Below are 22,057 nucleotides of genomic sequence, written 5' to 3' on the forward strand. Positions count from 1 at the left end.
TGCAATTGTTCAATGCATTTGTGCGGCCGCCGTTGGCTCAAGCTTTCCTCGCTCCCGATGAAGCGGAAACCGTAGACGGACCTGGGTCCCCTGACCCACCTTGGAGGTAATCGAGATCGTGCCGCCCATTTCAGTCACCAAGCCGTGGACGGCGGCGAGGCCCAGGCCGATGTTGACGCCCTCGGCGCCGAGTTCGCCTTTGGTCGTGTAGAACGGCTCGAAAAGGTGGTCGAGCGATTCCTCGGGGATGCCGCAGCCGCTGTCCGAGACGACAATGACGGCGCTTTCCTCCTGATGCGTCATTTCGATGGTGAGCGTGCCACCCTCGGGCATCGCGTCAATCGCGTTCTGCGCGAGGCTCTCCAGGATCGAGGTCAGCCGGTTGGATTCGAATGGGCCGGAGGGGATCGCGTCGATCCGCGCGACGAGGTGGATGCCAGCCGCCTCGGCCTGCCGGCGGAGCCGTTCGATGAACCGGTCCATGACCGGTCCGAGGTCACTCCACTCGTCCTGCTGGTTCTCGGAAGCGGCGAAGGCGGAGAGCTGCTTGGTGATGCGCGTCGCCCGGCCGATGGACTGGGCGAGGAGGCGCAGCGTTCGGCGGAGCTCGCGGGCGCTGTCGCTGGGGAGGGCGTAGTCGATGCTGGTCATCATCCCGCCGAGGATATTGTTGAAGTGATGGGTGATGGCGGCGGCCATTTTTCCGAGCGACGCCATGCGCCGCGTTTTGCCGAGTTCCCTGGACAGCCGGCGGCGTTCGGTGATGTCGCGGATGCTGGCGGAGGCCCCGATGCAGGCGCCGGTGCCGTCGATGATCGGCGAGGTGATGAGCACCAGCGTCTTCCGCGGCTCGTCGCCGCTTTGGTAGTGAATTTCCATCTCGCCCGAAGTGCTGGTGGAGAGCGTCGAGTCGAAAAGACGCTGCGCCGCGTCGCGCTCGGCTTCCTGGAGGACCTCCAGAAAATCCCGGCCGATCATCTGTTCGGCGGATTGGCCGAAGTATTCGGCGGCCTTCTGGTTCCAGAAGACGATCTTCAGCTCGCGATCCACCGCGACGAAAATGAAGCCCAGGCTTTGGGCAAGATGTTTGAAGAACTGGTCGTCCAGCGTCATCGTTTCAGTGCCTGCCGGCCATCGGCTTCCAAGTCCGCGCCGCGCGTCTCAACCCGATCCGTCTGCGAGCGGATGATCGGGCTGATGATATAGATGCTCTCCCGCCAATGCGTCTCGCCGGCGGCTTCCGCCGGTCGGACCTCCTGTTGCAAGAAGAACGGCCGTCCCAGATACGGTAGATCGTACACGATGTCGCCCGCGCCGAGAAGCAGGAACCCGCCTTCCGGGATCTGCGCCGTCAGGACGACGTCATCAAACACGTGCCGCCGCTGTTCCGGAACTTGCTCGGCGGTCCCATCCGCGTTGATCACCCAGCGCGGCGGGCCGGGCGGCTCCTCAAGAGCGGGCACCACCTTGAGCGTCACCTCGTGCAGATTGGCGGAACGCATCTCGAAGGCCAGGAGCAGTTTGGCCGTCGCGCCGACAAAATCCATCCCACGGAGGCCGCCATGCGGCGGGTGATAAAAAAGCGTGAGCCGCGGCTCGCAGGGCCCGAGTTCCAACTCGACCAGCTTGCTGGCGTCCGGCACGGTCTGGTCCGGGACGGCGCGGAGGTCAACTTTTTCGCGGAGGAGGTCGAGCGTGTCCAAGAGGGGCTTGCGATCCGATTCCCGCCCCACCGCAGCGCGGAATCCATTGTCGGTTAACTGCTGCGTAATGGCCGCGGCCGGGACCGGCCCATTGACCTTTTTCCAGATTTCCGCGTCACCGGTGAACACGCCGCGCGGCGCGGAGATGCGATGCACTTTTATCTCGACCGCCAGCCGCGTCATCGGGCGATCGAAGATTGAGTTGCCCGCCGACGAGGGCTGGCGCTGGATGAGCGGATTATCGTTCAGGTCCGCCGGGGGCGTAGGAATGGGGTCGGGATTGGGCGGAGGCGGACAACCCCCCGCGAGGACGAGCATGGCGATCGCCGCCGTCGCGCGCGGGCAAAACCTCGTGCCCATCAGCGAGGTTCGGTGAGTAAAAGCGTGATTGAAGAGCATCCGGTTCCCTAGACTGTAGAAACCGGACGAGTGAAGGTCAATTCGCCTTGGTTGGCCCGCTTCGCGCGAGCTGGCAAAGACCGTCGCACCCCTTGCGAAGCGTGTCGTCCGGAGCGGCGTAACTGATTCGGAAATGGGTGTCCACGCCCGAAAATACGTTGCCGGGGATGACGATGACGCCTTGGGAGAGCGCCGCCTCACAGAATTGCGTGGAGTTGGAGAAACTCGGGGGGACCTTGGGAAAGACATAAAACCCACCCGAAGGTCGTACAAATTCGAAGCACGGCTTGAGCAATTCGCAGACGAGATCGCGCTTCTTCGCATAGTCGCGGGCATGTGCGGAGACGTCCGTATCCAGCGCCGTGAGCGTGGCGGCCTGCGCCATCGACGGCGCGCACACGTACGTATACTGATGAAGCTTGGTCATCTCGCCGATCAGCCAAGCCGGGCCGGCGGCGTAACCCATCCGCCAGCCGGTCATGCCGTAGGTCTTGCCAAATCCGCGGAGGATAAGCGTGTTTTGCGGGGCCAGGGGAAGCGGGCACGGGGACGGACCGTCATAACAGAGCTTGTCGTAAATCTCGTCGGAGATGAGGAGGATGTCCCTTTCGCGGGCGATGCGCGCGGCGGCCTCCATCTCGGCGCTGGTCATGACTCGGCCGGTCGGATTGCCGGGCGAATTAATCATCAGCACCTTGGTGCGCGGCGAGATCGCCGCTTCGATGTCTTTGGGACGAAACGCAAAATCCGGGTACGACGGCACGGGAACGGGCCGGCCGCCGACAAGATGGACGAGATGCAGGTAGGAGACAAAGTACGGATCGCAGAACACGACCTCGTCGCCGGAGTTCACGACGGATAGCAGCGCGAGCGTCAGGCCGCCGGAGACGCCGGATGTAATAAGGACGGCGTGATCGCCCCCGTGGGTCGCGCGGACCTCGGCGGTCACTCGTTCCCGAAGCTCCGGCAGACCGGCGCTGGGGGTGTAGCGGTTTTTTCCGGCGCGAATGGAAGCAATGGCCGCGTCCTTGACGGCGTCCGGGGCGTCATAGTCGGGCATTCCAATGGAAAGATCGCAGGGGTTCTTGATCCGGCCGGCGAGCTCGAAAAACTTGCGGATGCCGGAATACTCGACTTTTTTGGTGCGATCGGAGAGGAGCTTTTCTGGATCCATCGAAGAATAAATGGACAGGACTTACAGGATTATCCCGATCAGGTGAAATCCCCAATCACGTGAATCGTGAAAATCCTGTCCATTCCATTTCATGCTATTTCTTGGCGGGCTTTTTTGCAGCCGTCTTCGCCGGTGCAGCCGCGGGTGCTGCCGCCGGAGCCGCGCCGGCCGCCGGCGCCCCTTCCGCTGCCGCGCCCTCTTTGGCGACCTTCTTCGTCTTGCCGCCAACCGCGACCTTGCGGTGGGCCACTTTGGGCAGACCGATCGGCCGGTTGTCCGGCTTGAATTTCTCCTGTTCGGTCAGGAGCTTGATCCGCTCGGCGCGGGACAGGACATTGCGATGTCGCGAAAGCGACGCTTTGCTCTTTAGTGAACGATCCATGGACATCGTAGTAATACCTCGTTGCGTGTTTAGACCGGATCGCCGGCCTTGGTTGACGAAAAACTCACGAAAAGACACCCTTTGAACTGATACCGGCCACCGGCGGTGCGATACTCCTGGCCGAGTTGTTCGATTTTTCTTTGGAACGCGGCCCGCTCCTGGGCCGTGGTCTTGCCCGGCGCGAACCCCTGTTCGGCAAAGAGGACAAAGCCGTTGCTTCGCTTGCGGGCAAAGGTCCGCACGCCGCGCTCGAGGAGAAACTGGCGGACATGCGCCACATCATGGGCCAGCACATCTCCGCTTCGCTCCCGTGTGACGAGGAAAGACTCGATCTGAAGATAGTTAAGGCTCTCCGGAGTTCCCGGCGAGGGTCGCGCTTCGACTTCTTCCGCGACATGTGCGGGCTTGTTGGCGTTGACGGCCGAGGCGGGACGCTGGAGAAGGTGCGACAAATCGGGATTGCGGAGCGCTGCGTCGGCAGCACTTGGCTTTTTCTGGGGCGATGTCGGCGCCGGCAAGAGCGGCGATGCCGACGGATCGCCATTATTCGCACGAGCGGCGACCGGCGGAAGGCGGGAAGTGGACGATCGCTGACCGACGACATAGGCCGCCAGGGCAATCGTGGCGACGACACCGACGACCGCCACGCAGGCGGGGGTGCTGAGTTGGAGCGACAGGCGACCGTTTGCAAATCTGAAGATAGGGGGCGATTCGACGGCCTCGTCGGAATCTATCGGATCGGTCGAAAGCTTCAGCGGCTCGGCCTCGATGGGCTTGGGCAGGCGCGGTTCGGGCACTCCAGGTTCCGGCAACTCGACCGGATGCTGCGCCGCCAGTTCCGCCGCCGCCTCCTCTTCCGATAGCGCTTCGGCGACGGAAAGGACCGGCGCGGCCACCTTCCGTTTAAGCCACGAGAGCCGCGGCCGCTCGCGGGGCGTCGCGGCGATGGGCGCCTTGCTCATCACATCAAAAAGGCTGGGTCCGCGTCGGGGTTTCATGGCCGCTCTTCCAATCGCCGGGTAGTCGGTTCGGGCTTGCATAAAGCCGGTACGAACGGGCTGCCCTGCCGGTTTGGTAGGATAACGCGGAAAGGACAAAACGGCAAAACCCTTGTCATGCCCTACAGATAACGTCAGCGTCTGATTTTGGACCCACTTTGCCGACTCGGACGGCAGGCCATAGATGATTACTCGAAAAAACTGATATCGCCTCGTCGGCGCGGTCGGGGGCGACGGAAATGAGCAGACCGCCGGAGGTCTGGGCGTCGGAGAGCACGCCCACGAGCGCGTCGGCGACGCCGTTGTTCTGGAATCGCGAGCCGAGGGATTCGAGTGTACTTTTCCAGGCGCGCGTCAATACGCCACTCTCGGCCAGTCGCAGCGTTGGCCCGATCAGCGGGACGGCAGACGCGTTCAATTCGATCGTGACGCCCGACGCCTCGGCCATGCCCGCCGCGTGACCGACGAGGCCGAAGCCGGTGATGTCGGTACAGGCGTGGGCTCCGACAGCAAGCGCGACTTCGGCGGCGGCGGCGTTCAGCGTGGTCATGACGGCGATCGTTTCCGCCAGATCATCCTGCGAAATCTTGCCGCTCTTGGCCGCGCTGGTCATCACGCCCGAGCCGATCGGCTTGGTCAGGATCAGCACATCGCCCGGCCGGGCGCCGCGATTCGACAGGAACCGATCCGGATGCACCGTGCCCGTGACGGCCAGGCCGTATTTGATCTCGCTGTCGCGAACGGAGTGACCGCCGACGATGACCGCGCCGGATTCGGCGACCTTGCTCGCCCCGCCGGCGAGGATCTCGCTCAGAATCTCGACGGGCAGGTCCTTGTCCGGGAAGCCGACGATGTTGAGGCAGGTGATCGGCGTCGCCCCCATCGCGTAGCAATCCGACAGGCTGTTGGCCGCGGCGATCTGGCCGAAGGTGAAGGGATCATCGACGAGCGGCGGGAAGAAGTCGGCCGTCTGCACGATGGCAAGGTCGTCGCGCAGCTTGTACACGCCCGCGTCGGAGTAATGTTCCGGTCCGATGAGCAGGTTGGGGTGCGTCGTGGCGGGTAGGCGGCGCAGGACCTGCGCCAGGGCCTCGAAGGGCAGCTTGCCCGCTCAGCCGGCGCACGAGGCGTAGTTGGTCAGCTTGATCTGGCGACCGGGTGCCACGGGAACTCCTGAAGAAAGGGACTGAGGGAACAGGGATTGAGGGAATAAGGGAAGAAGTAGTACGCGAGGCTCCGACCGCCCCCTCAATCCCTTAATCTCTCATTCCCTTAGTCCTTGGTCTCACGACGCCATCGACTGCGCCAGGCGCGTCTCCAGCGGGATCAGGTTGTCACCCGCCAGCGTCACCCATTGCAGCAGTTCCGTCATCGAGGAGACTTCCTCCACCTGTTCCGTCACGAACCATTGCATGAAACTTCGCGTGGCGTAGTCCGTCTCCTTCTCCGTCAGGGCGACGATCTCGTTGATCTGGGCCGTCACGGTCAGCTCGCTGTCCACGGCGGCCTTGACGATCGCCTTGGCGTTGGAATAGTCCCCCTTGGGCTTGTCGATCGCGTCGAAGACGACTTTGCCGCCGACATCCTTGATAAAGTCGGCGATCTTGAGGGCGTGGCCCTGCTCTTCGACGGCCTGTTGCTTGAACCGCTGGGCAAAGACCTTCAGCCCCATCGCGTCGAAACAGTAGGACATGGCCAGGTACTTGTGCGCGGCGTTGAGTTCGTTGGCGACCTGTTGGTTGAGCCGGTCGTTCATCTTGGCGGAAATCATCATGGCGTAAGTCTCCTGAAAAGCCGTAGTCGGACAGTCTGTTTGGATGATACGGCTCGTCGCGCGGCCGATCAATAACGATCCATCCTATCGCTAACAGGGAGTTTATTTGTGTTTGCGACGGAATGGCAGCCGAGGGCGGCCGCTCTCCATCAATCGGACCGTCTAAATGCGGCCAATAGATAGTACCTGCCGGGATGGGCGTGCTCGAAGACGCGCTCGGCGCCAAGCTGGGCCGCTACGTTGTCGGTCCAATACGCGGCGCGGGGCGAGACCGGTCGCGGTCGGACGTACCGGGCCCTGAAATCCGGGTCGTTCCAAATGCGCGTGTCGTTTGTGGACCAGGGCTTCAAGCGCGTGCCCAGGGGCGCGGGAACATCGGGATTCCCGGGGGCGCCAAAGACCAGCACGATGAACTCCGGCTTGCGCCCCAGGACGTAACGCGTGTCGTATTCCTTGCGCATGAACTCTCCCGTGCTCTTGGCGATGGTTCGATCCGTCAGCCCCGTGATGTCAAGGATCGTCTGGTCCACGCAGAGGTAGCCAACGATGCCGATGTCCATGAGCGCCACGGTATCGCCCTTCTTCGCCGCGCCGGAGCGAAGCCACTGGGCGAGCGCCGTGTGGCCGGTCTTGTAACCGCGGGCGCGCATGGCGATGTGGTCGTGGAAAAAGGCGCGATCGTCGCTGCGCAGATACCAGAGCAAGGGGACGGCCAGCAGCACCAGAGGCGGACCGAGCCAGCGCGGATGGCGGACGAGGAGCGTGGCGATCCGACACCAGCCGATTGCGACGACGCCGGCAATGACCGGAAGGAATGGCATAAGCAGACGCCAGCCCAGCATCCAATCCGTCCCGGTCACAAATGGTAGAAGCGCCCCCGCTGCCGCAATGCAGAAGAGCGGGAGGCTCGCGCGGCGCGTCGCGCCCGAGAGGATCCAGCCGACGACGCCGATTCCGGCGCCGATGCCGTAGATATCAAAAAACGGGCGCAACGCGCCGTGACCAATGTAGGAGGCAGCGGCGACTTTCCAAAAGCCGCCGGCCTTGGCGTAGTAAGTGTTCGGAAGCCATTCGCCGTCGTAAGCGATCAGGCGAAAGACGAGGTGCGCGGCGAAGACGACGGTGACGATGAGAGCGTCAAAAAGGTGAATTCGGAATGGGGAATTCGGAATGCGGAATGACCGAAGGGCAGGCCGCTGGGCCACGAGCTGAGCAAGCCAGTAGATGGCAAAAAAAAGGATGCCCTCGGGGCGCGTGAGGGCGGCGCAGGCGAAGGCGATTCCCGCCCCCCGCCAACGACCGCTCTCCATGAATAAATGGCCGAGCAGCAGACCGAGAGAAATCTCCCCGGCGAGCAGCATCGTCTCCAATCCGCTGGTGCTGTTGAGGGCGTAGGCCGGAAAGACGGCAACCAGCGCGGCGGCGAGGATGGCGGCGACACCGCTCCGTAGCGGCGAATCGGCGGTGGCGCGCCCGATCCGCCAGACCAATGCCCCGATGGCGCCGATGGCGAGCGCGCCGCCCGCGATGCCGAGCCCCTTGGCGAACGGGGCGGCGTTGGACTCTCCGAAGAGGGCGATGATTGGAGTGACCAGCAGCATCAAGAGAAAGTTCGTGTAGCCCTCAACCTGTTCTCCGATGTTGAAGTACGGTCCGCGGCCCATGGCGAGGAAGCGGCTGTAACGGAAAGTGATGTACGCGTCGTCGTTGACATAGGCCCAGAAGTAGATGCAGTGGGCGATGTAAACCGCGACGGTAACGAGGAGACCGGCAACGACGAGACCAATTGCGGATTGCGGATTGGCGATTGCGGATTGAGACTTGCCGCCGTTCCTAGGGGCCGATCGGATTCGTGTCTTCGCACTGCTCATTGCAGGAGTCAATTCTACAGGACGCGAAGCCAGATCGCCTTGAGATAGGCCGATTCGGGACAGTCGAGCAGGACCGGATGATCCGGGGCCGCGGCCGTCTCCTCGAACTGTTGCAGTGTCCGCCGGGCATAGCGTGAGGCACGGTGCACGGTCTGAGTAAACATCTGCGGCGAGACAAGACCGCTGCAACTGCACGTCAGGAGGATGCCCCCGGGTCGGACGACCTGCATGGCGAGACTATTGAGGTCGTAGTATTTTCGCATTGCATCGTCGACATCTTCGCGGGAAATCGCGAGCTTGGGCGGGTCGAGCACGACGGCGTCGAACATGCGGCCGTTGGCGATCATCTGTCGCAGATAGATGAAGGCATCGCTGTGAATGAGGGCCAAGCGGGCATTGTTGAGATTGACGTTTTCCCTGGCAATGGCCAGCGCCGCCTCGTCGAGGTCGACCGAAATGACCTCCTTCGCCTGGCCGAGAATCTTGGCGGACAGCCCGAACCCCCCGGTGTAGCAACAGAGATCGAGGACGTTTGCCTCGCGGCAGAGGTTTGCGAAGCGGCGGCGGTTGTCCCGCTGATCGCAGAAGAAGCCGGTCTTGTGCCCCCCTGTCATGTCGACGCGATAACGAACACCGTGCTCCTGAATAAGGGCGCGAGTGCTGGCACCTTTCGAAACGTCCGGCACATGGAAGCCTTCCATCTTTTCCACGCGCTCGTCCGCCCTGTGAACGATCCGCCACTTGTCGCCGGCGCCTGCGGGCCGGTCCAGGCGCGTCGGCGGGCCGAGGGCGCCGGTAATGATCTCCGCGAGTTGATCGCGTCGTTGGAACATGCCGAGCGAGAAGAACTCGAAGACGAGATGGTCCGCGTACCGCTCGACGATCAATCCGCTGAGACCGTCGCCTTCGGCGTGGATGAGCCGGTACGCGTCGGTCACGGCGTCCAGGTTGAGTTGGCGGCGGAGGGTAATCGCGCGCTCGATCACCGTTCGCCAGAACGCGTCGTCGACGGGCGCATCGCCATACGTAAGGACGCGGAGCGCGATCTGCGAACCGGGATTGAAAAACCCCCTGCCGAACAGAAGCCCGCTCTTTTCGTAGATTTGGACGACATCGCCCGGTCTTGCGGCGGCATCCGCGCCATCGATCATCCGCTGGTAAATAAACGGATGTCGCGACGCCGACCGAAGCAGCACCCACGGCGATTGGGCGTTTGGCGGGGCCTGCGCGGATGTCGCGATGGAGCGAGTCGGACGGCGCGGCGCGAACTTTCGCGGCGGGGGCATTGGCCCATCGTCCGGGCGCGACCCGAGCGATGCAAGTATGCGGCGGACCGAGCCCGCCCCCTACCCCGTCGCCTCTTCCTGCATGAGCAGCGGCGGTCGGCGGCGGGGCCGAGCGGGCGCTTCGTTCCGTGGCGGATGGTGGACGGACTCTTGGGGAGGGGGTATACTGTTAGCGGACTTGGTCGGCTATGAGTGATGGATCGCGAGGCACGATATTATTTTTTTTTGACCGTATAACAGCATTCATCATCCTTCCCAAGCGATTCTCATGACCGGCTTCCGAGTCCTTCGTTGACGGGGAGATTCCCCGTCGGTTCGAAGTGATGCTCACTGGGGGAGCCGGAGTTTCATCATGTCACAATCTGTTGGAACGGTCTCCTTTGGTGGGGCCAGTGCGCCGTCTCGGTCGATTTTTCGGGATCATCAGCCCACTGCGGCTTGGTCTTGGTTGGTTTGCCGCTCCCTGGCAACCCGACGTTTCAACCGACGCGGACCACTAGTAGGGTTGGTTGTACTTCTCGGTGCAAGTAGTGCAGCCGCTCAATCGCTCGAATGGAAGCCTATTACATCTCTCGCCGGCGGGCGCTACGGAGTGGCCATGGCCTACGACAGCGCGCGCGCAATGACCGTGGTATTCGGTGGGCGGGGTAGCGGCTTCCTGGGAGAGACTTGGGAATGGGATGGGACCGGCTGGCACCAACGCCTGCCGGCAACACGACCACCGTCTCGCTACCGACACGCCTTGGCGTACGACAGCGGACGCGGCGTTACGGTCTTGTTTGGAGGCACTGACAGCTACGACCATGTCAGTTCTCTGGGTGACACATGGGAGTGGGACGGCACGAATTGGCAGCAGCGTCATTCTGCCTTCAGTCCGCCGACGCGATACGGACACGCCATGACTTATGACAGTGCTCGCGGTGCCATTGTCCTCTTCGGAGGCTCGCCGGAAATCGGCGCTTTCTTCGACGACACGTGGGAGTGGGATGGCTCCACTTGGCAGCAGCGCACGGTCGTGACAAGCCCATCGGCCCGGAGGGGTCATGGACTCGCCTACGATTCGGCCCGCGGGCTTAGCGTTCTCTTCGGCGGATACGATTCAGCTTCCCTTAGCGATACCTGGGAGTGGGACGGTCGCAACTGGGAGCAACGCAGTCCGGCTACCAGGCCTTCCGAGCGAAACGGTCATGCCATGGCCTACGACGCCCTTCATGGTAGAACGGTCTTGTTCGCAGGGGGGCCCGGCTTTGTGGGAGATAACGAGACGTGGCTATGGGATGGAACGAACTGGCAACGGCGCAACCCACCGAGCCAACCGCCAAGGCGAAAATACCATGGTTTGGTATATGACTCCATTCGTGGCCTTGTTGTCACTTATGGAGGTTTCGACACCGTGGGTACAATTTTTGGACTTGGCGACACGTGGGAATGGGATGGCGAGAATTGGACTGAGCGACCCCACCCACCCGCGCGCGCCAATCATTCTCTTGTTCACGACAAGGCCCGCCAAGTGAGCGTCATGTTCGGAGGCTGGAATCCCACAAATCACAACCTCGGCGATACCTGGGAGTGGGATGGAACGAATTGGTTCAAGCGAAACTCAGACGTCAGTCCGTCTCCACGATACGATCATGCGACGGCCTACGACAGCGGGCGCGGCGTCGTCGTTCTCTTTGGAGGATATGATGGGAGCCATCTCGACGACACGTGGGAGTGGGATGGAAGCTCCTGGCGCCAGCGCACCTCGCCAAACCGTCCGCCCGCGCGAAGCGCTTTCGCAATGGCCTATGACTCCGCACGCGGCGTGACCGTTCTGTTTGGAGGGAGTAGCGAGGGAGGCACGACGTTCGGCGACACGTGGGAGTGGGACGGGATGAACTGGCAACAGCGCCTCTCGATCAACAGCCCGTCGGCTCGATATGCACATGCCATGGCCTACGACAGTGCGCGGGGCGTAAGCGTGCTTTTCGGAGGAACCGGCAACGATCGCCTCGGGGAAGTATGGGAGTGGAATGGCCAGAACTGGTCGCGGCGTTTCAAAATCGTGGAGCCTGTGTCAACGACTACTCCTTTTGAGGGCGACGCCCCCTTCTCTCCGCAAACCGCGTCGATCCGTCCCGCGGCCAGGGTCTGGCACGCGCTCGCCTACGATAGCACCCGTCGCGTGACTTTGCTGTTCGGAGGTTACTTTCCGGGCAGTGAATACCTTAACGAAATCTGGGAGTGGGATGGCCACCAGTGGCAACAGCGAATCCCGGCGATGAACCCTCAGTCTCGGTATAGTCACGCAATGGCCTTTGACGACTCACGTGGCGTAACCGTGCTCTTTGGGGGGATCCGTGATGAATGGCTGGGAGATACGTGGGAGTACGGCCCACCGTGACCTGACTCACGAATACCGCGGTGCCTTAAACACGCGTAGCGTTCGAATAGCTACAAGAAGTAGCTCGCCGCAACACAGTTCAGTCGTGATGACCTCATTTGACCGAACTCGATGGCAGGCGATTATCGTCTCGGCGCAAATCCGGTACTGCAAATATGAGAAGGCTATTCGGTGGATTACCAGATTACACCGTCGCCTCTTCCTGCATGAGCAGCGGCGGTCGGCGGCGGCGACGGCGCTTCTTGGGCGCGCCGGCAATCCGCATTTCAGCTTCCCTGGGCTCCGCCGTGCCGGCTAATTCGAGGGCTTCCAACGCCGTCTCCGCGAAGAGATCGGCCTTCACTTCCTTCCACAGCTCCGCCGCGCGGTTGAAGACGCCACCGGAGACCATGATGTTCATCGTCGGGCAGGCGTTGATCTCGCGAACCTGGTCGATCAGCTCGCGGACCGCCGGGGCGTCGATCGGCCGGCTGCCGAAGATGAGCAACAGGTGCGGCTGGAGTTGACCCACGAGGGAGATCGTCTCATCGTGCGGGACCCCCCCACCGAGGAAGAATACTTCCCAGCCGTCGGCCTCGAAGAGATCGGCGCACATCTGGGCGCTGAACTCCTCCGGCTCGCCGGCGGCACAGGTGATGAGGATCCGCCGGTCGATCGGGCTCTTGCGATCGAGCCGCGTCTGCAGGTGATCGGCGACCGTGCGATTGATCCGCGTGGCCATGTGCTCGGAGGCAAGGTTGATGCGGTCTTCGCGGTAAAGCTGATCGACGCGGGCCATCGCCGGCCAAAGCAGATCCTGGTAGAGGTTTCGCGGGTGAATGCCCTGATCGAGGGCGCTCTTCACCATCTCGCGGCAGGCGTGGCGCTGGCCCTGAAGGAGCGGATCGAGATAACGATTGAGGAGTTCGTGCGTGGACAAGGGAGTCTCCGTGGGGATCAGAGCCGTTGCGTCGTATTCGACGAGCCGGTGCAATCGCCTCCCGCGTTACACCGGTCGCTCTGATCCGACTGATTCGTAGTGAAGCCCGACATCCCGAAGGGCGACGAGGCGCAGAAATTGCCGAAGGACAAAGCAGCGAAGCCGCAGAGCTTGGGCATCTTGTTGATGGTGAGTATTCTGGAAAGTTTGGGTAACTTAGATAACATGGGCAATATGTAAGTCGGCGCGGGACCGTTTTTTTCTTGAGTGCCCATCCGCATTTGTGCGGTCACCAAATTAGCAAGGCCCGAGAATCCCGCTGAGTGCGTGCCCCATGCACGGCCCGTCCGAAAAAAGCACTCCGAATTAGAGGGCGATCCAGTATGAAAAAACCGCCTCCGAGGTCGAAAAAACTGCAGCCGCTATGGCGGTGCCCGAAGTGCGGACATGAATTCGTTACCCGGAATTTGTCACATTCGTGCACCAACTACACTCTGGACCATCATTTCAGAGGGAAGGACCCCATCTTTCACAAGACGTTCGACAAATGGCTGGCGGCGGCGCGCAAGTGCGGACCCATCACGGTCATCTCCCAAAAGACGCGGATCGTCTTCTCCGTGCGGGTTCGCTTCGCCAGCGTGATCGTCCGTAAGAACTGGCTGGAAGCGGGCTTGTGGCTATCCCGCGAAGTCCCCCATCCCCGCCTGAATCGCGTGGCGAACTACATGCCCGGTTGTTATTACCACTACTTCCGATTCACGAGACCGGCGGACATCGACCGTGACCTCGGCCCACTGCTCCGTGAGGCGTATGCGATTGGGTGCCAAAGGCCATTGGCCAAAAAATAATAAAAACGGGCGTTGCGCGAGTCCCCCGGGCCCGACTAGGCTTTCCGGGGATTGAGAAGTACGGCCCGACGAAGGTTTTTCCATGCGCCTTTACGTTCCAACAGCCTGCGTACTCTGTTTATTACCTTCCTTCGCATTTTCAGAGGAACCGGAGAGGGTCGAGGTCTCAGTTGAGGTGAAACATGCGGACGGAACAGATGCGCACGCCGCGATGGCAGGGCACATGTGGAGTTTCATGGAGTGTGGACCAGACCACCCATTCTCGAAGATCTCGAAAGATATGAGAAGCAAACTTGACGGCCCAATGGCCCACATTAACGAGCTTTACGCTCGAAACGGAGTTACAGCAGACCAGGAGGGACTTCTGAATTTCGTGATTGCGACATCCGAGCTTCCCGAAACCTACTTTCTGATGAGTCGCGACCATCGCGAAGGGGCGATTCTCCGCTTCGTCGATCTTCTCGACATTCTTACGCGGCAGGGAACGGAGGTGCGACTGGAAAAAATGACTACGGTCAAGCTGGATATGGTGCGTCCGCTACCGGAAGACCCAGTCCAGTCGTTCGTTAGCGTTGGCGTCATCCACGCTGCCAGCAAGAGTAATATCTACAACTCCCATCTCGACCGATCGCCAAAGGAAGACCGTATAACCACGGAATTCCGGTTACCGCCAGGACAGTACAAGTATTACGTTCAAAGCGATGGATGCGCGATGCGGCTGCGGGATCTTGTAATTGACGAGAATCAGGCGGGTCAGGAAATGCGCATAGAAGCGAAGCTGAAACCCAAGTTCATTCTCGCTTATGCCGGAAAGGTCCCTCCGCCGCTCTGCACGACGGGAAGCGTCGGCGCCATATCGCCCGATGTGGTTACTACCCACAAGGGCCGACCTCTTTTGATTGTCTTTTTTCAAGCCATTGGGTGCGGGTCACAGGAGGACATCAAGAAACTCTTCGAACTCTATCGCCAGTTAGATCAGGCGCAAAAGCGCGACCGTATTCTGATTCATTGCCTGCCTGATGTTCGCGACGCAAAGGACTATCAGGCGAAGGTCGTCGATCCAATTCAACGAGAGCACAAGGACATTGATTTTTCGGCCCCCGTCCTCCTCGACGGCGATCTTTGCACAATCAGGAGATGGGGAATCGATCAGTTTCCCACTGCCGTTTTGCTCGACAAAGATGGCCGCGTGGTGGAACAAGCCTCCCCGTGGCATTTGTGGTCGCGTGTCGATTCTCTTGCTGACGAGGCCTCGAAATCCCACCCATAGCTTCGATTGTCATGAAATAGCGATCAGGACGCGCGTGGATCCGGATTCGCCAGAATCTGCTTCGCCTGCTCCTCGCGATGGCGCCGCACGGCCTCGCGGATTTCAGGACGCTTGTTGCCCACGATCATCGCGGCCAGGATCGCCGCGTTGATCGCGCCGGGCTTACCGATGGCCAGCGTCCCGACCGGCACGCCGCCGGGCATCTGCACCGTCGAGAGGAGCGAGTCGAGACCGCCGAGCGACGCCGACTCCATCGGCACGCCGAGGACGGGCAGGATCGTCTTGGCCGCCGTCACGCCCGCAAGGTGGGCCGCGCCGCCCGCCGCCGCGATGATCACCTCCAGCCCGCGCTTCTCCGCCGATCCCGCGTATTCCAACAGTGCATCCGGCGTACGATGGGCCGACAAGACCCGGACCTCATGCGGCACGCCCAGCTTCTCCAGCGTCTGCGCGGCGTGCGCCATGGTCTCCCAGTCCGATTTGGAGCCCATAATGATCCCGACCAGCGGTGTTGCGGCGGCGGCCATGCCCCGAATCATCGCAAACGGGTCGTCGGAATGCAAACGAATCAAGAGAGGATTAACCACAGAGGCTCAGAGACTCAGAGACGACGAATTTGTAGGGAAAAAGCCTGAACCCGACCTTCCTAATACCGTCGTTCCTCTGCGTCTCTGTGGCTCTGTGGTAAACCTGCTGTTTCCCGCGCAAGAATTGCAGGTAAACCGCCCGTCAACGACTTTAGTTTAACCCCACATCCCCCCGGTTCGATAAGCACCTCGATTCGAGGGGTTCGCGGGGACGGTCGCGGTAGTCGGTACGGATACCGGCCCAAAAGCAACTCGCCAGAGCGGGGCACGGCCATGGAATTCGCGGCATTGGAACGCAGACGAGACCCTCGAACACCGACCTTCGTACCGATCACCCTGCACTACGACGGGGCCGACGACACGACGCCCGCCCACCTGGTTGACCTGTCCTGCGGCGGCGCGGCCTGCCTGATGACGGCGCAGAACGCCCCGCTCCTCGGGCAGTATGTCGATCTGCAATTTGACCGGTTGAGCACCGACGAGGGGATCGAGACGAAACTGCATCGCGAGAGCGGCGTCGTCGTCAACATGGGCCGACCGGAACGCGGCATCGTCCGCATCGGCATCCGCTTCATCCACCGGCCGGTGAGCGACCGCGGCCTCTTCGACCCGATTGACGCCCTCACCTCCCATCGCAAGAGCTGGGATACCAAGGGCTACGGCTCGCGCTGGACGACGGCGCGGAATTTCGACAAGTCCGGCGCAACAAACACGGCCGTGCTCACGAACTAGAACTTCAACACAGAGCCACAGAGTCTCAAAGGAACGGACGAGTTTTTCAGGATTCTTTTTTGCAATCCTGTTAATCTTGTAAATCCTGTCTAGTTTCCGTCGTCTCTGTGCCTCTGTGGTGATGGGTTTTTTGCTTCCCCCCGACATCTCACAGCTTCTATTCGCTCCGCTTTCGCGGCCGTATAATCGCCGCTATGACCACTACAACCTCACCCGCTCCCCCCGTCGCGCGGCGTTTCATCGCCGAACTCAAGGCCGGAGAACTCATCCAGGACCAGGTCTTTCTCATCTCCAAGAAAGACCTCCGCACCACTACCAACGGCTCGCTCTACATCCACCTCGTCCTCGCCGACCGCACCGGTCAGCTCCTTGGCCGCATCTGGAGCGCGACGCAGCAGCAATATGACATGATCCCCGACGGCGGGTTCCTTCGTGTCCGCGGCCGCACCGAGAGCTACAAGGGCGCCCTGCAATTCATCGTCGACGGGATGCGCCCCGCCGAAAAGGGCGCGTTCGACGTCGCCGATTTCATCCCCAGCACCGAAAAAGACGTCGGCGAGATGTGGGAGAAGGTGCTGGCGATCCTGCGAACCGTCAAACACCCCATGCTCCTCGCCCTGATTAAGGAGTTCGTAACGGACGCCGCGATCGTAGCGGGTTACAAGAAGGCCCCGGCGGCGATCGCGAACCATCACGCCTTCGTCGGCGGTCTCCTGGAGCACACGCTCAGTGTGCTGGAACTGGCGACGCGCGTCCTCGGGAGGACCGACGACTCCGATAGCCACTACCCCGAGGTCAGCCGCGATCTCGTCCTGACGGGCATCTTCCTCCACGACATCGGCAAGACCGCCGAACTGACCTACGACACGAACTTCACCTACACCACGTCGGGCCAACTCCTCGGTCACATCACGCAGGCGGCCCTCTGGATCGACCGCAAGGCCGCCGAGGTCGAGGCGAAGACGAGCCAGCCGTTCCCCGAAGATATTCAAAACGTCCTCACGCACATCGTCCTCTCGCACCACGGTCAGTACGAATTCGGCAGCCCGAAACTCCCTTCGTGCCTGGAGGCGATCCTCGTCCACTACCTGGACAACATCGACGCGCGCTTGAACATGGCGCTGACGGCGATCAAAGACCCCAAGTCCGCCGGCGAGGATTGGACGGAATACGTCCGGGCGCTGGAGACGCGGGTGTATAAGAAGGATGTGATGGGGAATCGGGCAAAGGGACAATGACTGCGCACCTTTCCCCGCGGCAAAGCCGATTTTCGTTTGTGAGATTTCAACGCCAAAGGCGTTTCGTCCATAGCCCAGGGTTGTCGCGAAGCGGCTACCCTGGGATGATGTTGCGCCTGACCCACCCTACCCCAACGGGGTAGTGTTCCTGAGCGCAAACGATGCCCCAATCCCTCGCCGCCGTCCATGTTCATCTAATCTTCTCGACGAAGGAGCGGCATCCGTTTCTGCACAACAAGATTCTGCGCGAAGAATTGCACGCCTACCTCGGCGGCATCTCCAAACAACTTGATTGCCCTCCGGTCCGCGTCGGCGGTGTCGAGGACCACGTGCACATCCTCGCACACCTCGGCCGCACGATTGCGCTCGCCGATTGGGTCAAGGAACTCAAGCGGGTCTCAAGCATTTGGCTCAAGGAGAAAAATCCGGACTTGGGAAAATTTCAATGGCAGGCGGGCTACGCCGCCTTCTCGGTGAGCCAGTCCAATCTCGAACAGGTCGAGAACTACGTCGCCGAGCAAGATGAACATCATCGCAAGATGTCCTACCAGGACGAGCTTCGCGCCTTCTTCCACAAACATGAACAGGATTACGACGAGCGCTTCGTCTGGGATTAGGACACAACCCTTTCAGGGTTGGGGGGGTGATCTCGCTTTTGAAACCCAGGGTAGCCGCTGCGCGACAACCCTGGGCTAGTGTCATTTCCCCGTTGGGGAAAGGGCCGCCAATTGTTCCAGCTGCTTGCCCCAATACGCCTTCATCTTCGCCGCGGTCTTCGCATCGGCGAGCTTGTTGTGCTGCACCGTCACCTGAGTCTTGCCGCTCGGCGTCTTGTAGAAGTTGACTTCGATATTGGTCTCGTCGGGCCAGGTGATGCGGAGGGATTTGTTGGCCGTCGCCCTGCGGATGACGAGGTCGCTGTCGGATTTCTGGCGGGCAGGGACGCCCGCCCCACCCAAACTAAGCCATCGCCCGCGCGCTTTGGGGTCTTTCCACGCCTTGAACAGGGCGGGGAGCGGCGCATCGACCGTCTTGCTCCGGCTGATCTGGTAGCCCTTCGCCGTCTCCCCCACCTTGCGCAGGCCGCGGGCCTGTTCGTAGCCGACGGTGATCATCTGTTGCCACCACGGCCGTGCGCCCTTCTGCTTGCTGACGACGGCGACGATCTGCTTGTGGTCCATCTTGCGACCACCCGCCCGGTCGATGATGCGGAACCACTCGTCCCATCCCTTGCCCGTCGCCGCCTTGACAGCGTCGCTGCCGATGCCGCCCGCCTTGATTGCCTTCGCCATTTGGACCTCCTTTGGTCAAGAGAATATTTTACCGCAGAGGCACAGAGTACACAGAGACGCTGTACAGGATTTCAAAAAGAACTCGTCGTTCGAATCTCTGTGTCTCTGTGCCTCTGTGGTGAATCTGCGCATTTACTTATCGAGGTCGTAGGCGATCTTAAGCCACTTCTTGACTTCGGGGTCGATATCGCCGGGCGCGGCGATCTCGAACCGGTGCGTGATGCGGTCCTTCTTGGCCAGGCCGCCCGTGTCGATCAGCCGCTTGGGCAGCTTGCCCTTGTACTTCGTCAGGCACAAACCGAAGTCGATCCGCGTCCGCGTGCTCGGTTTGATCTGCGCAAAGACATGATTGCGATAGAACGGCACGATCGTCTGGCAAGGGCAGATCTTCACGTCCTTGCCCAGACTCCTGCCAAGCTTGATAAGCGCGTCATGCAAAGGCCGCAAGTTCGCTTTGCCGCCCGCGTACATCGCCTCGACCCACTTGGTGGCCGCCTTCAAGTATCCCTCTGGCGTGTCATCGTCGCCGCCCTTGCCTTCAGCCCGCTCGGCGATCCACCAGGCGGAGTTCGTGCCCAGACCGTGCTTGGCCTTGAGCCAGTCGCGCCGCTCGGCCTCCGTCTTCGGGCCGGATTTCTTGACGAAGCCGACCCATTCGTCGAGCGAGCGGCCGGTCTTGGGTTTGAGCGTGGCGACCCAGTCCACCATCATCACGACGCCGGGGTGGACGCTGTAGATCGACGACTTCGCGGATTTTGCGGGCATGGAAGTTCCTCAGATTTTATTGCTTCGCCTCGGTTTTCTGGTAGGCCATGCGCTGGCTGCTAACGACAGCTAATCGGCCGTCGTCGCCCGGATGCAGGACCCAGCGCACACGCACCATCAGGTAACCCGTGGGGTGCTTATTCTCGTCGAGATAGACGATATTCCCAAACGACTCCACCTCCAAGTCTCCATTCTCCAGCCACTTCTCCCCGCGGACGTCGTTCGACGACCAGCGCAGTGGGGTTTTTCGATCCGCCTCCTCCAAACACTGCCACGGATCAAGCTGGTCCGGACGCCCAAAGGGCGTTACGGGATCGGACGCGCGCAGCACGAGAACCCGCTTTTGGTCGATCGGCCCGGTGTTGTTGACGGCGACCATGCGGCCGTCTTTCCGCCACATCGCCGACATCGCATAGCCCTGGAGTTTGGTGGTCCAGAGGGGCGAGCCGCGCGAAGCATCGACTATACTCAGAATGCGGGTTTTCGAACCCGGCGTCTGCGGCTCGTTGACCAGGACGCGCGATCCCTGCGGGGCTTTCCAGCGGATCGAGTAGTCCTCGTCCCCGCCCTTGAGGTAGTACCGGGTGGTATCCGTCTTGGGCCATACGAGGACGACCGCATCACGCGGCGACGAGGCATTGATCGGGCGAAGCTCAATGTTATTCGACTGGAGCAGCTTAACGTCATCGTCAATAATCGCCCCGGCGCGGCGCAGGTCGTCGGCGCTACTCGACGTCGTGCCAGGATGACCATCGACATACCGCGCGATCTTCGCGGCAAGGTCGCGGACGTTTTTCTGCTGCTCGATGGAGCGGTTCCAATCGACCATGGCAAACACGTAGAAGCCCAGGATGAGCAGCCCCATGAGACCGCCGCCCCCCAGCCACGCGATAGGGCCGCGCCAACTAAAGAGATCAGATAAGTCAGGCAAGTATGGGGATTCGCGACTGTCAAAATTAATGACCTTTTCCGCGGCCTTAAGCTGGGAATACGGTACCCACTCGTCGGTCCCCTCGGGGCGAACACGGTCGCCATCCTTGAGTTCGCCTCGGGACATCATTTCGGCAAGCTGAGGCGGGGTGAACGAGCCGACGAACCGACCCTGCTGTTCGAGTTCGATTTTCTTGGCACCGAAGCCAAAGTTGAACTTGAAAACCGCCATGGAGCGCCCATCATAACTCCCTGGCGAATCTTGACGAACACCCTCGGGGGCTCTGCCGCCGAGGCGTCGAATCGAGGTGGCTGGCCCGGCGTGTGATCCCCCTTGTTTACTCCTATGAACAACGCAGTCGCGGGATAGAATACCCTGCCCCGCCGATAAACTTCCGTTGGGCGACCGGCGGCGTGGAGAGGTGGCCGAGTGGCTGAAGGCGACGGTTTTGAAAACCGTTGACGTCGCAAGGCGTCCGGGGGTTCGAATCCCTCCCTCTCCGTTTCCTTTTGAGGGCATTCCATAAGCGTTTGAAACGCTTGCGGGGATGGAAGCATTATGCTGAGTTTTATTCAAACGGTTTTTTCACGCCGAAGGAATTTCTGGAGCGTGCTGTTTGCCGGCTTGATGCTGACTGTCGGTTGCAGCCGTAAATCAGCCGAGCGGTGGAACACGGGGTCACCGGAGCCGGGGCAGACATGCGTCTTTCTGTTGCTCGGGTTTGGGGATCTGGATGGGTCGGTAGGGATGGACAAGCTTGCGGCGACGCTGGAGCGCAAGGGATGCTTCGCGGACCTGGAACCCTACCGGAAATGGAAAGCCATCGCGCAGGCCATTCTGCGGGATCGACCCGACAAGCTGGTGCTCATCGGGCATTCGCACGGGGGAGTGGTCGCGATCAAGATGGCCCACCTCCTGGAGGAGCAAGGCGTGAAGGTGCGACTTCTGGTGCTGCTGGACGTGGGAAGACCGGACCCGATTCCGGCAAACGTCGATGAGGCAGTGCACTATTATGTGGTCCCCGAAACCCTGTCGTTCCGAAGCGGGCCGCGGAGCCAGTTGGAGCCGGGGAACACGCATACGCGATTGACCAATGTTGCCGTGGGGCCGGAGGGCGAACTTCCGGGGGCACGGGATGTCGATCATATGAATATTTCGGATTGTGCCGCAATTCAGAGCTTGATTGCGAAAAAGTTGTGAGAAGGCGTGCCGGCCCGCACTTAGGCTTGGCGGGAAACTCCGGACGCGGGCGGCTCCCCTTCTCCGAATGATGAAAGCAGGCGCAGCGCGTTCCATGGCCAGCCGGTTTCGTATCGACCCTGATTCACAGCCGCGGCCGACAAGGCTGAACGCGGTGTTTTGCGCGAACTTCCGGGGAGTCTGTGCGGAATGTCCAAACCGGCTCGGCGTCGGTGTTGGAGAAATCGGCCCGACGAGAAACCAATGTCGACTCCCTCCATTGGCCGCCGAAACGATTGCCGCGCTGAGCCGGTGTCGCCGATTGA

At 61.3% G+C, this 22,057-nt stretch carries 22 protein-coding genes and 1 tRNA gene; 9 read left to right on the plus strand and 14 right to left on the minus strand.

The window, feature by feature from the left end; genetic code table 11:
• Window positions 1-9: 9 nt before the first annotated feature.
• From VJZ71_11550 to VJZ71_11590, 9 genes are all read right to left on the minus strand, one after another.
• Window positions 10-1,113: an ATP-binding protein gene (locus tag VJZ71_11550; protein ID HKQ48695.1), complete on the minus strand. Its 1,104-nt coding sequence runs from the start codon at window positions 1,111-1,113 to the stop codon at window positions 10-12.
• Entirely contained in the window at window positions 1,110-2,063 is a 954-nt protein-coding gene (locus VJZ71_11555) for a hypothetical protein (protein HKQ48696.1), read from the minus strand. Before VJZ71_11555 ends, VJZ71_11550 begins: the two co-directional genes overlap by 4 nt.
• A gap of 76 nt (window positions 2,064-2,139) precedes the next feature.
• On the minus strand, window positions 2,140-3,276 hold the full coding sequence (locus VJZ71_11560; protein HKQ48697.1) for an aminotransferase class I/II-fold pyridoxal phosphate-dependent enzyme: 1,137 nt from the start codon (window positions 3,274-3,276) through the stop codon (window positions 2,140-2,142).
• Between the two features lie 94 nt (window positions 3,277-3,370).
• On the minus strand, window positions 3,371-3,658 hold the full coding sequence (locus tag VJZ71_11565; GenBank protein ID HKQ48698.1) for a small basic protein: 288 nt from the start codon (window positions 3,656-3,658) through the stop codon (window positions 3,371-3,373).
• A 29-nt stretch (window positions 3,659-3,687) separates the two neighbouring features.
• Complete coding sequence (locus VJZ71_11570; GenBank protein ID HKQ48699.1) at window positions 3,688-4,656, minus strand: hypothetical protein; 969 nt, start codon at window positions 4,654-4,656, stop codon at window positions 3,688-3,690.
• A gap of 115 nt (window positions 4,657-4,771) precedes the next feature.
• Entirely contained in the window at window positions 4,772-5,758 is a 987-nt protein-coding gene (selD, locus tag VJZ71_11575; GenBank protein HKQ48700.1) for a selenide, water dikinase SelD, read from the minus strand.
• A gap of 183 nt (window positions 5,759-5,941) precedes the next feature.
• The gene (locus tag VJZ71_11580) at window positions 5,942-6,430 is read right to left on the minus strand and encodes a ferritin (protein HKQ48701.1); all 489 of its coding nucleotides are present in this window, start codon (window positions 6,428-6,430) and stop codon (window positions 5,942-5,944) included.
• Window positions 6,431-6,579: 149 nt separating this feature from the next.
• Window positions 6,580-8,301 carry a hypothetical protein gene (locus VJZ71_11585; GenBank protein ID HKQ48702.1) on the minus strand — a complete coding sequence of 574 codons (1,722 nt, stop codon included), beginning with the start codon at window positions 8,299-8,301 and terminating at the stop codon, window positions 6,580-6,582.
• Window positions 8,302-8,315: 14 nt separating this feature from the next.
• Window positions 8,316-9,587 (minus strand): class I SAM-dependent rRNA methyltransferase, encoded by a 1,272-nt coding sequence (locus VJZ71_11590; protein ID HKQ48703.1) that lies wholly within the window; start codon window positions 9,585-9,587, stop codon window positions 8,316-8,318.
• A 598-nt stretch (window positions 9,588-10,185) separates the two neighbouring features.
• Between VJZ71_11590 and VJZ71_11595 the strand changes: the two genes are divergently transcribed.
• Window positions 10,186-11,970, plus strand: coding sequence for a kelch repeat-containing protein (locus VJZ71_11595; GenBank protein ID HKQ48704.1), 1,785 nt, complete (start codon window positions 10,186-10,188; stop codon window positions 11,968-11,970).
• 184 nt (window positions 11,971-12,154) lie between these two features.
• On the opposite strand, the gene VJZ71_11600 is transcribed toward VJZ71_11595, so the two are convergent.
• A complete protein-coding gene (locus tag VJZ71_11600; protein HKQ48705.1) occupies window positions 12,155-12,889 on the minus strand; it encodes a B12-binding domain-containing protein in 735 nt (244 codons plus the stop codon).
• 99 nt (window positions 12,890-12,988) lie between these two features.
• Between VJZ71_11600 and VJZ71_11605 the strand changes: the two genes are divergently transcribed.
• From VJZ71_11605 to VJZ71_11615, 3 genes are all read left to right on the plus strand, one after another.
• Window positions 12,989-13,129: a hypothetical protein gene (locus VJZ71_11605; GenBank protein HKQ48706.1), complete on the plus strand. Its 141-nt coding sequence runs from the start codon at window positions 12,989-12,991 to the stop codon at window positions 13,127-13,129.
• 227 nt (window positions 13,130-13,356) lie between these two features.
• Window positions 13,357-13,737, plus strand: coding sequence for a DUF5655 domain-containing protein (locus VJZ71_11610; GenBank protein ID HKQ48707.1), 381 nt, complete (start codon window positions 13,357-13,359; stop codon window positions 13,735-13,737).
• An 82-nt stretch (window positions 13,738-13,819) separates the two neighbouring features.
• On the plus strand, window positions 13,820-15,007 hold the full coding sequence (locus VJZ71_11615) for a hypothetical protein (protein HKQ48708.1): 1,188 nt from the start codon (window positions 13,820-13,822) through the stop codon (window positions 15,005-15,007).
• Between the two features lie 23 nt (window positions 15,008-15,030).
• Here the strand turns inward: VJZ71_11615 and purE are convergent, their stop codons facing one another.
• Window positions 15,031-15,534: a 5-(carboxyamino)imidazole ribonucleotide mutase gene (purE, locus tag VJZ71_11620; protein ID HKQ48709.1), complete on the minus strand. Its 504-nt coding sequence runs from the start codon at window positions 15,532-15,534 to the stop codon at window positions 15,031-15,033.
• A gap of 348 nt (window positions 15,535-15,882) precedes the next feature.
• On the opposite strand from purE, the gene VJZ71_11625 reads away from it, so the two are divergent.
• From VJZ71_11625 to tnpA, 3 genes are all read left to right on the plus strand, one after another.
• Window positions 15,883-16,326 carry a PilZ domain-containing protein gene (locus tag VJZ71_11625; GenBank protein ID HKQ48710.1) on the plus strand — a complete coding sequence of 148 codons (444 nt, stop codon included), beginning with the start codon at window positions 15,883-15,885 and terminating at the stop codon, window positions 16,324-16,326.
• A gap of 194 nt (window positions 16,327-16,520) precedes the next feature.
• Entirely contained in the window at window positions 16,521-17,564 is a 1,044-nt protein-coding gene (locus VJZ71_11630; protein HKQ48711.1) for an HD domain-containing protein, read from the plus strand.
• A 161-nt stretch (window positions 17,565-17,725) separates the two neighbouring features.
• Window positions 17,726-18,181, plus strand: coding sequence for an IS200/IS605 family transposase (gene tnpA / locus VJZ71_11635; protein HKQ48712.1), 456 nt, complete (start codon window positions 17,726-17,728; stop codon window positions 18,179-18,181).
• Window positions 18,182-18,262: 81 nt separating this feature from the next.
• On the opposite strand, the gene VJZ71_11640 is transcribed toward tnpA, so the two are convergent.
• The 3 genes from VJZ71_11640 to VJZ71_11650 form a co-directional block, all read right to left on the minus strand.
• Window positions 18,263-18,856, minus strand: coding sequence for an SRPBCC domain-containing protein (locus tag VJZ71_11640; GenBank protein HKQ48713.1), 594 nt, complete (start codon window positions 18,854-18,856; stop codon window positions 18,263-18,265).
• A gap of 132 nt (window positions 18,857-18,988) precedes the next feature.
• Entirely contained in the window at window positions 18,989-19,621 is a 633-nt protein-coding gene (locus tag VJZ71_11645; GenBank protein ID HKQ48714.1) for a DUF5655 domain-containing protein, read from the minus strand.
• A gap of 16 nt (window positions 19,622-19,637) precedes the next feature.
• Entirely contained in the window at window positions 19,638-20,783 is a 1,146-nt protein-coding gene (locus VJZ71_11650; GenBank protein HKQ48715.1) for a hypothetical protein, read from the minus strand.
• 184 nt (window positions 20,784-20,967) lie between these two features.
• Between VJZ71_11650 and VJZ71_11655 the strand changes: the two genes are divergently transcribed.
• Both VJZ71_11655 and VJZ71_11660 read left to right on the plus strand, forming a co-directional pair.
• Window positions 20,968-21,054: transfer RNA gene (locus tag VJZ71_11655), tRNA-Ser, on the plus strand.
• A gap of 56 nt (window positions 21,055-21,110) precedes the next feature.
• Window positions 21,111-21,752, plus strand: a complete 642-nt coding sequence (locus VJZ71_11660; GenBank protein ID HKQ48716.1) for an alpha/beta fold hydrolase — start codon at window positions 21,111-21,113, stop codon at window positions 21,750-21,752.
• Window positions 21,753-22,057 lie beyond the last annotated feature (305 nt).

The sequence above is a fragment of the Phycisphaerae bacterium genome (assembly GCA_035275405.1).
GTDB lineage: Bacteria > Planctomycetota > Phycisphaerae > UBA1845 > UTPLA1 > DATEMU01.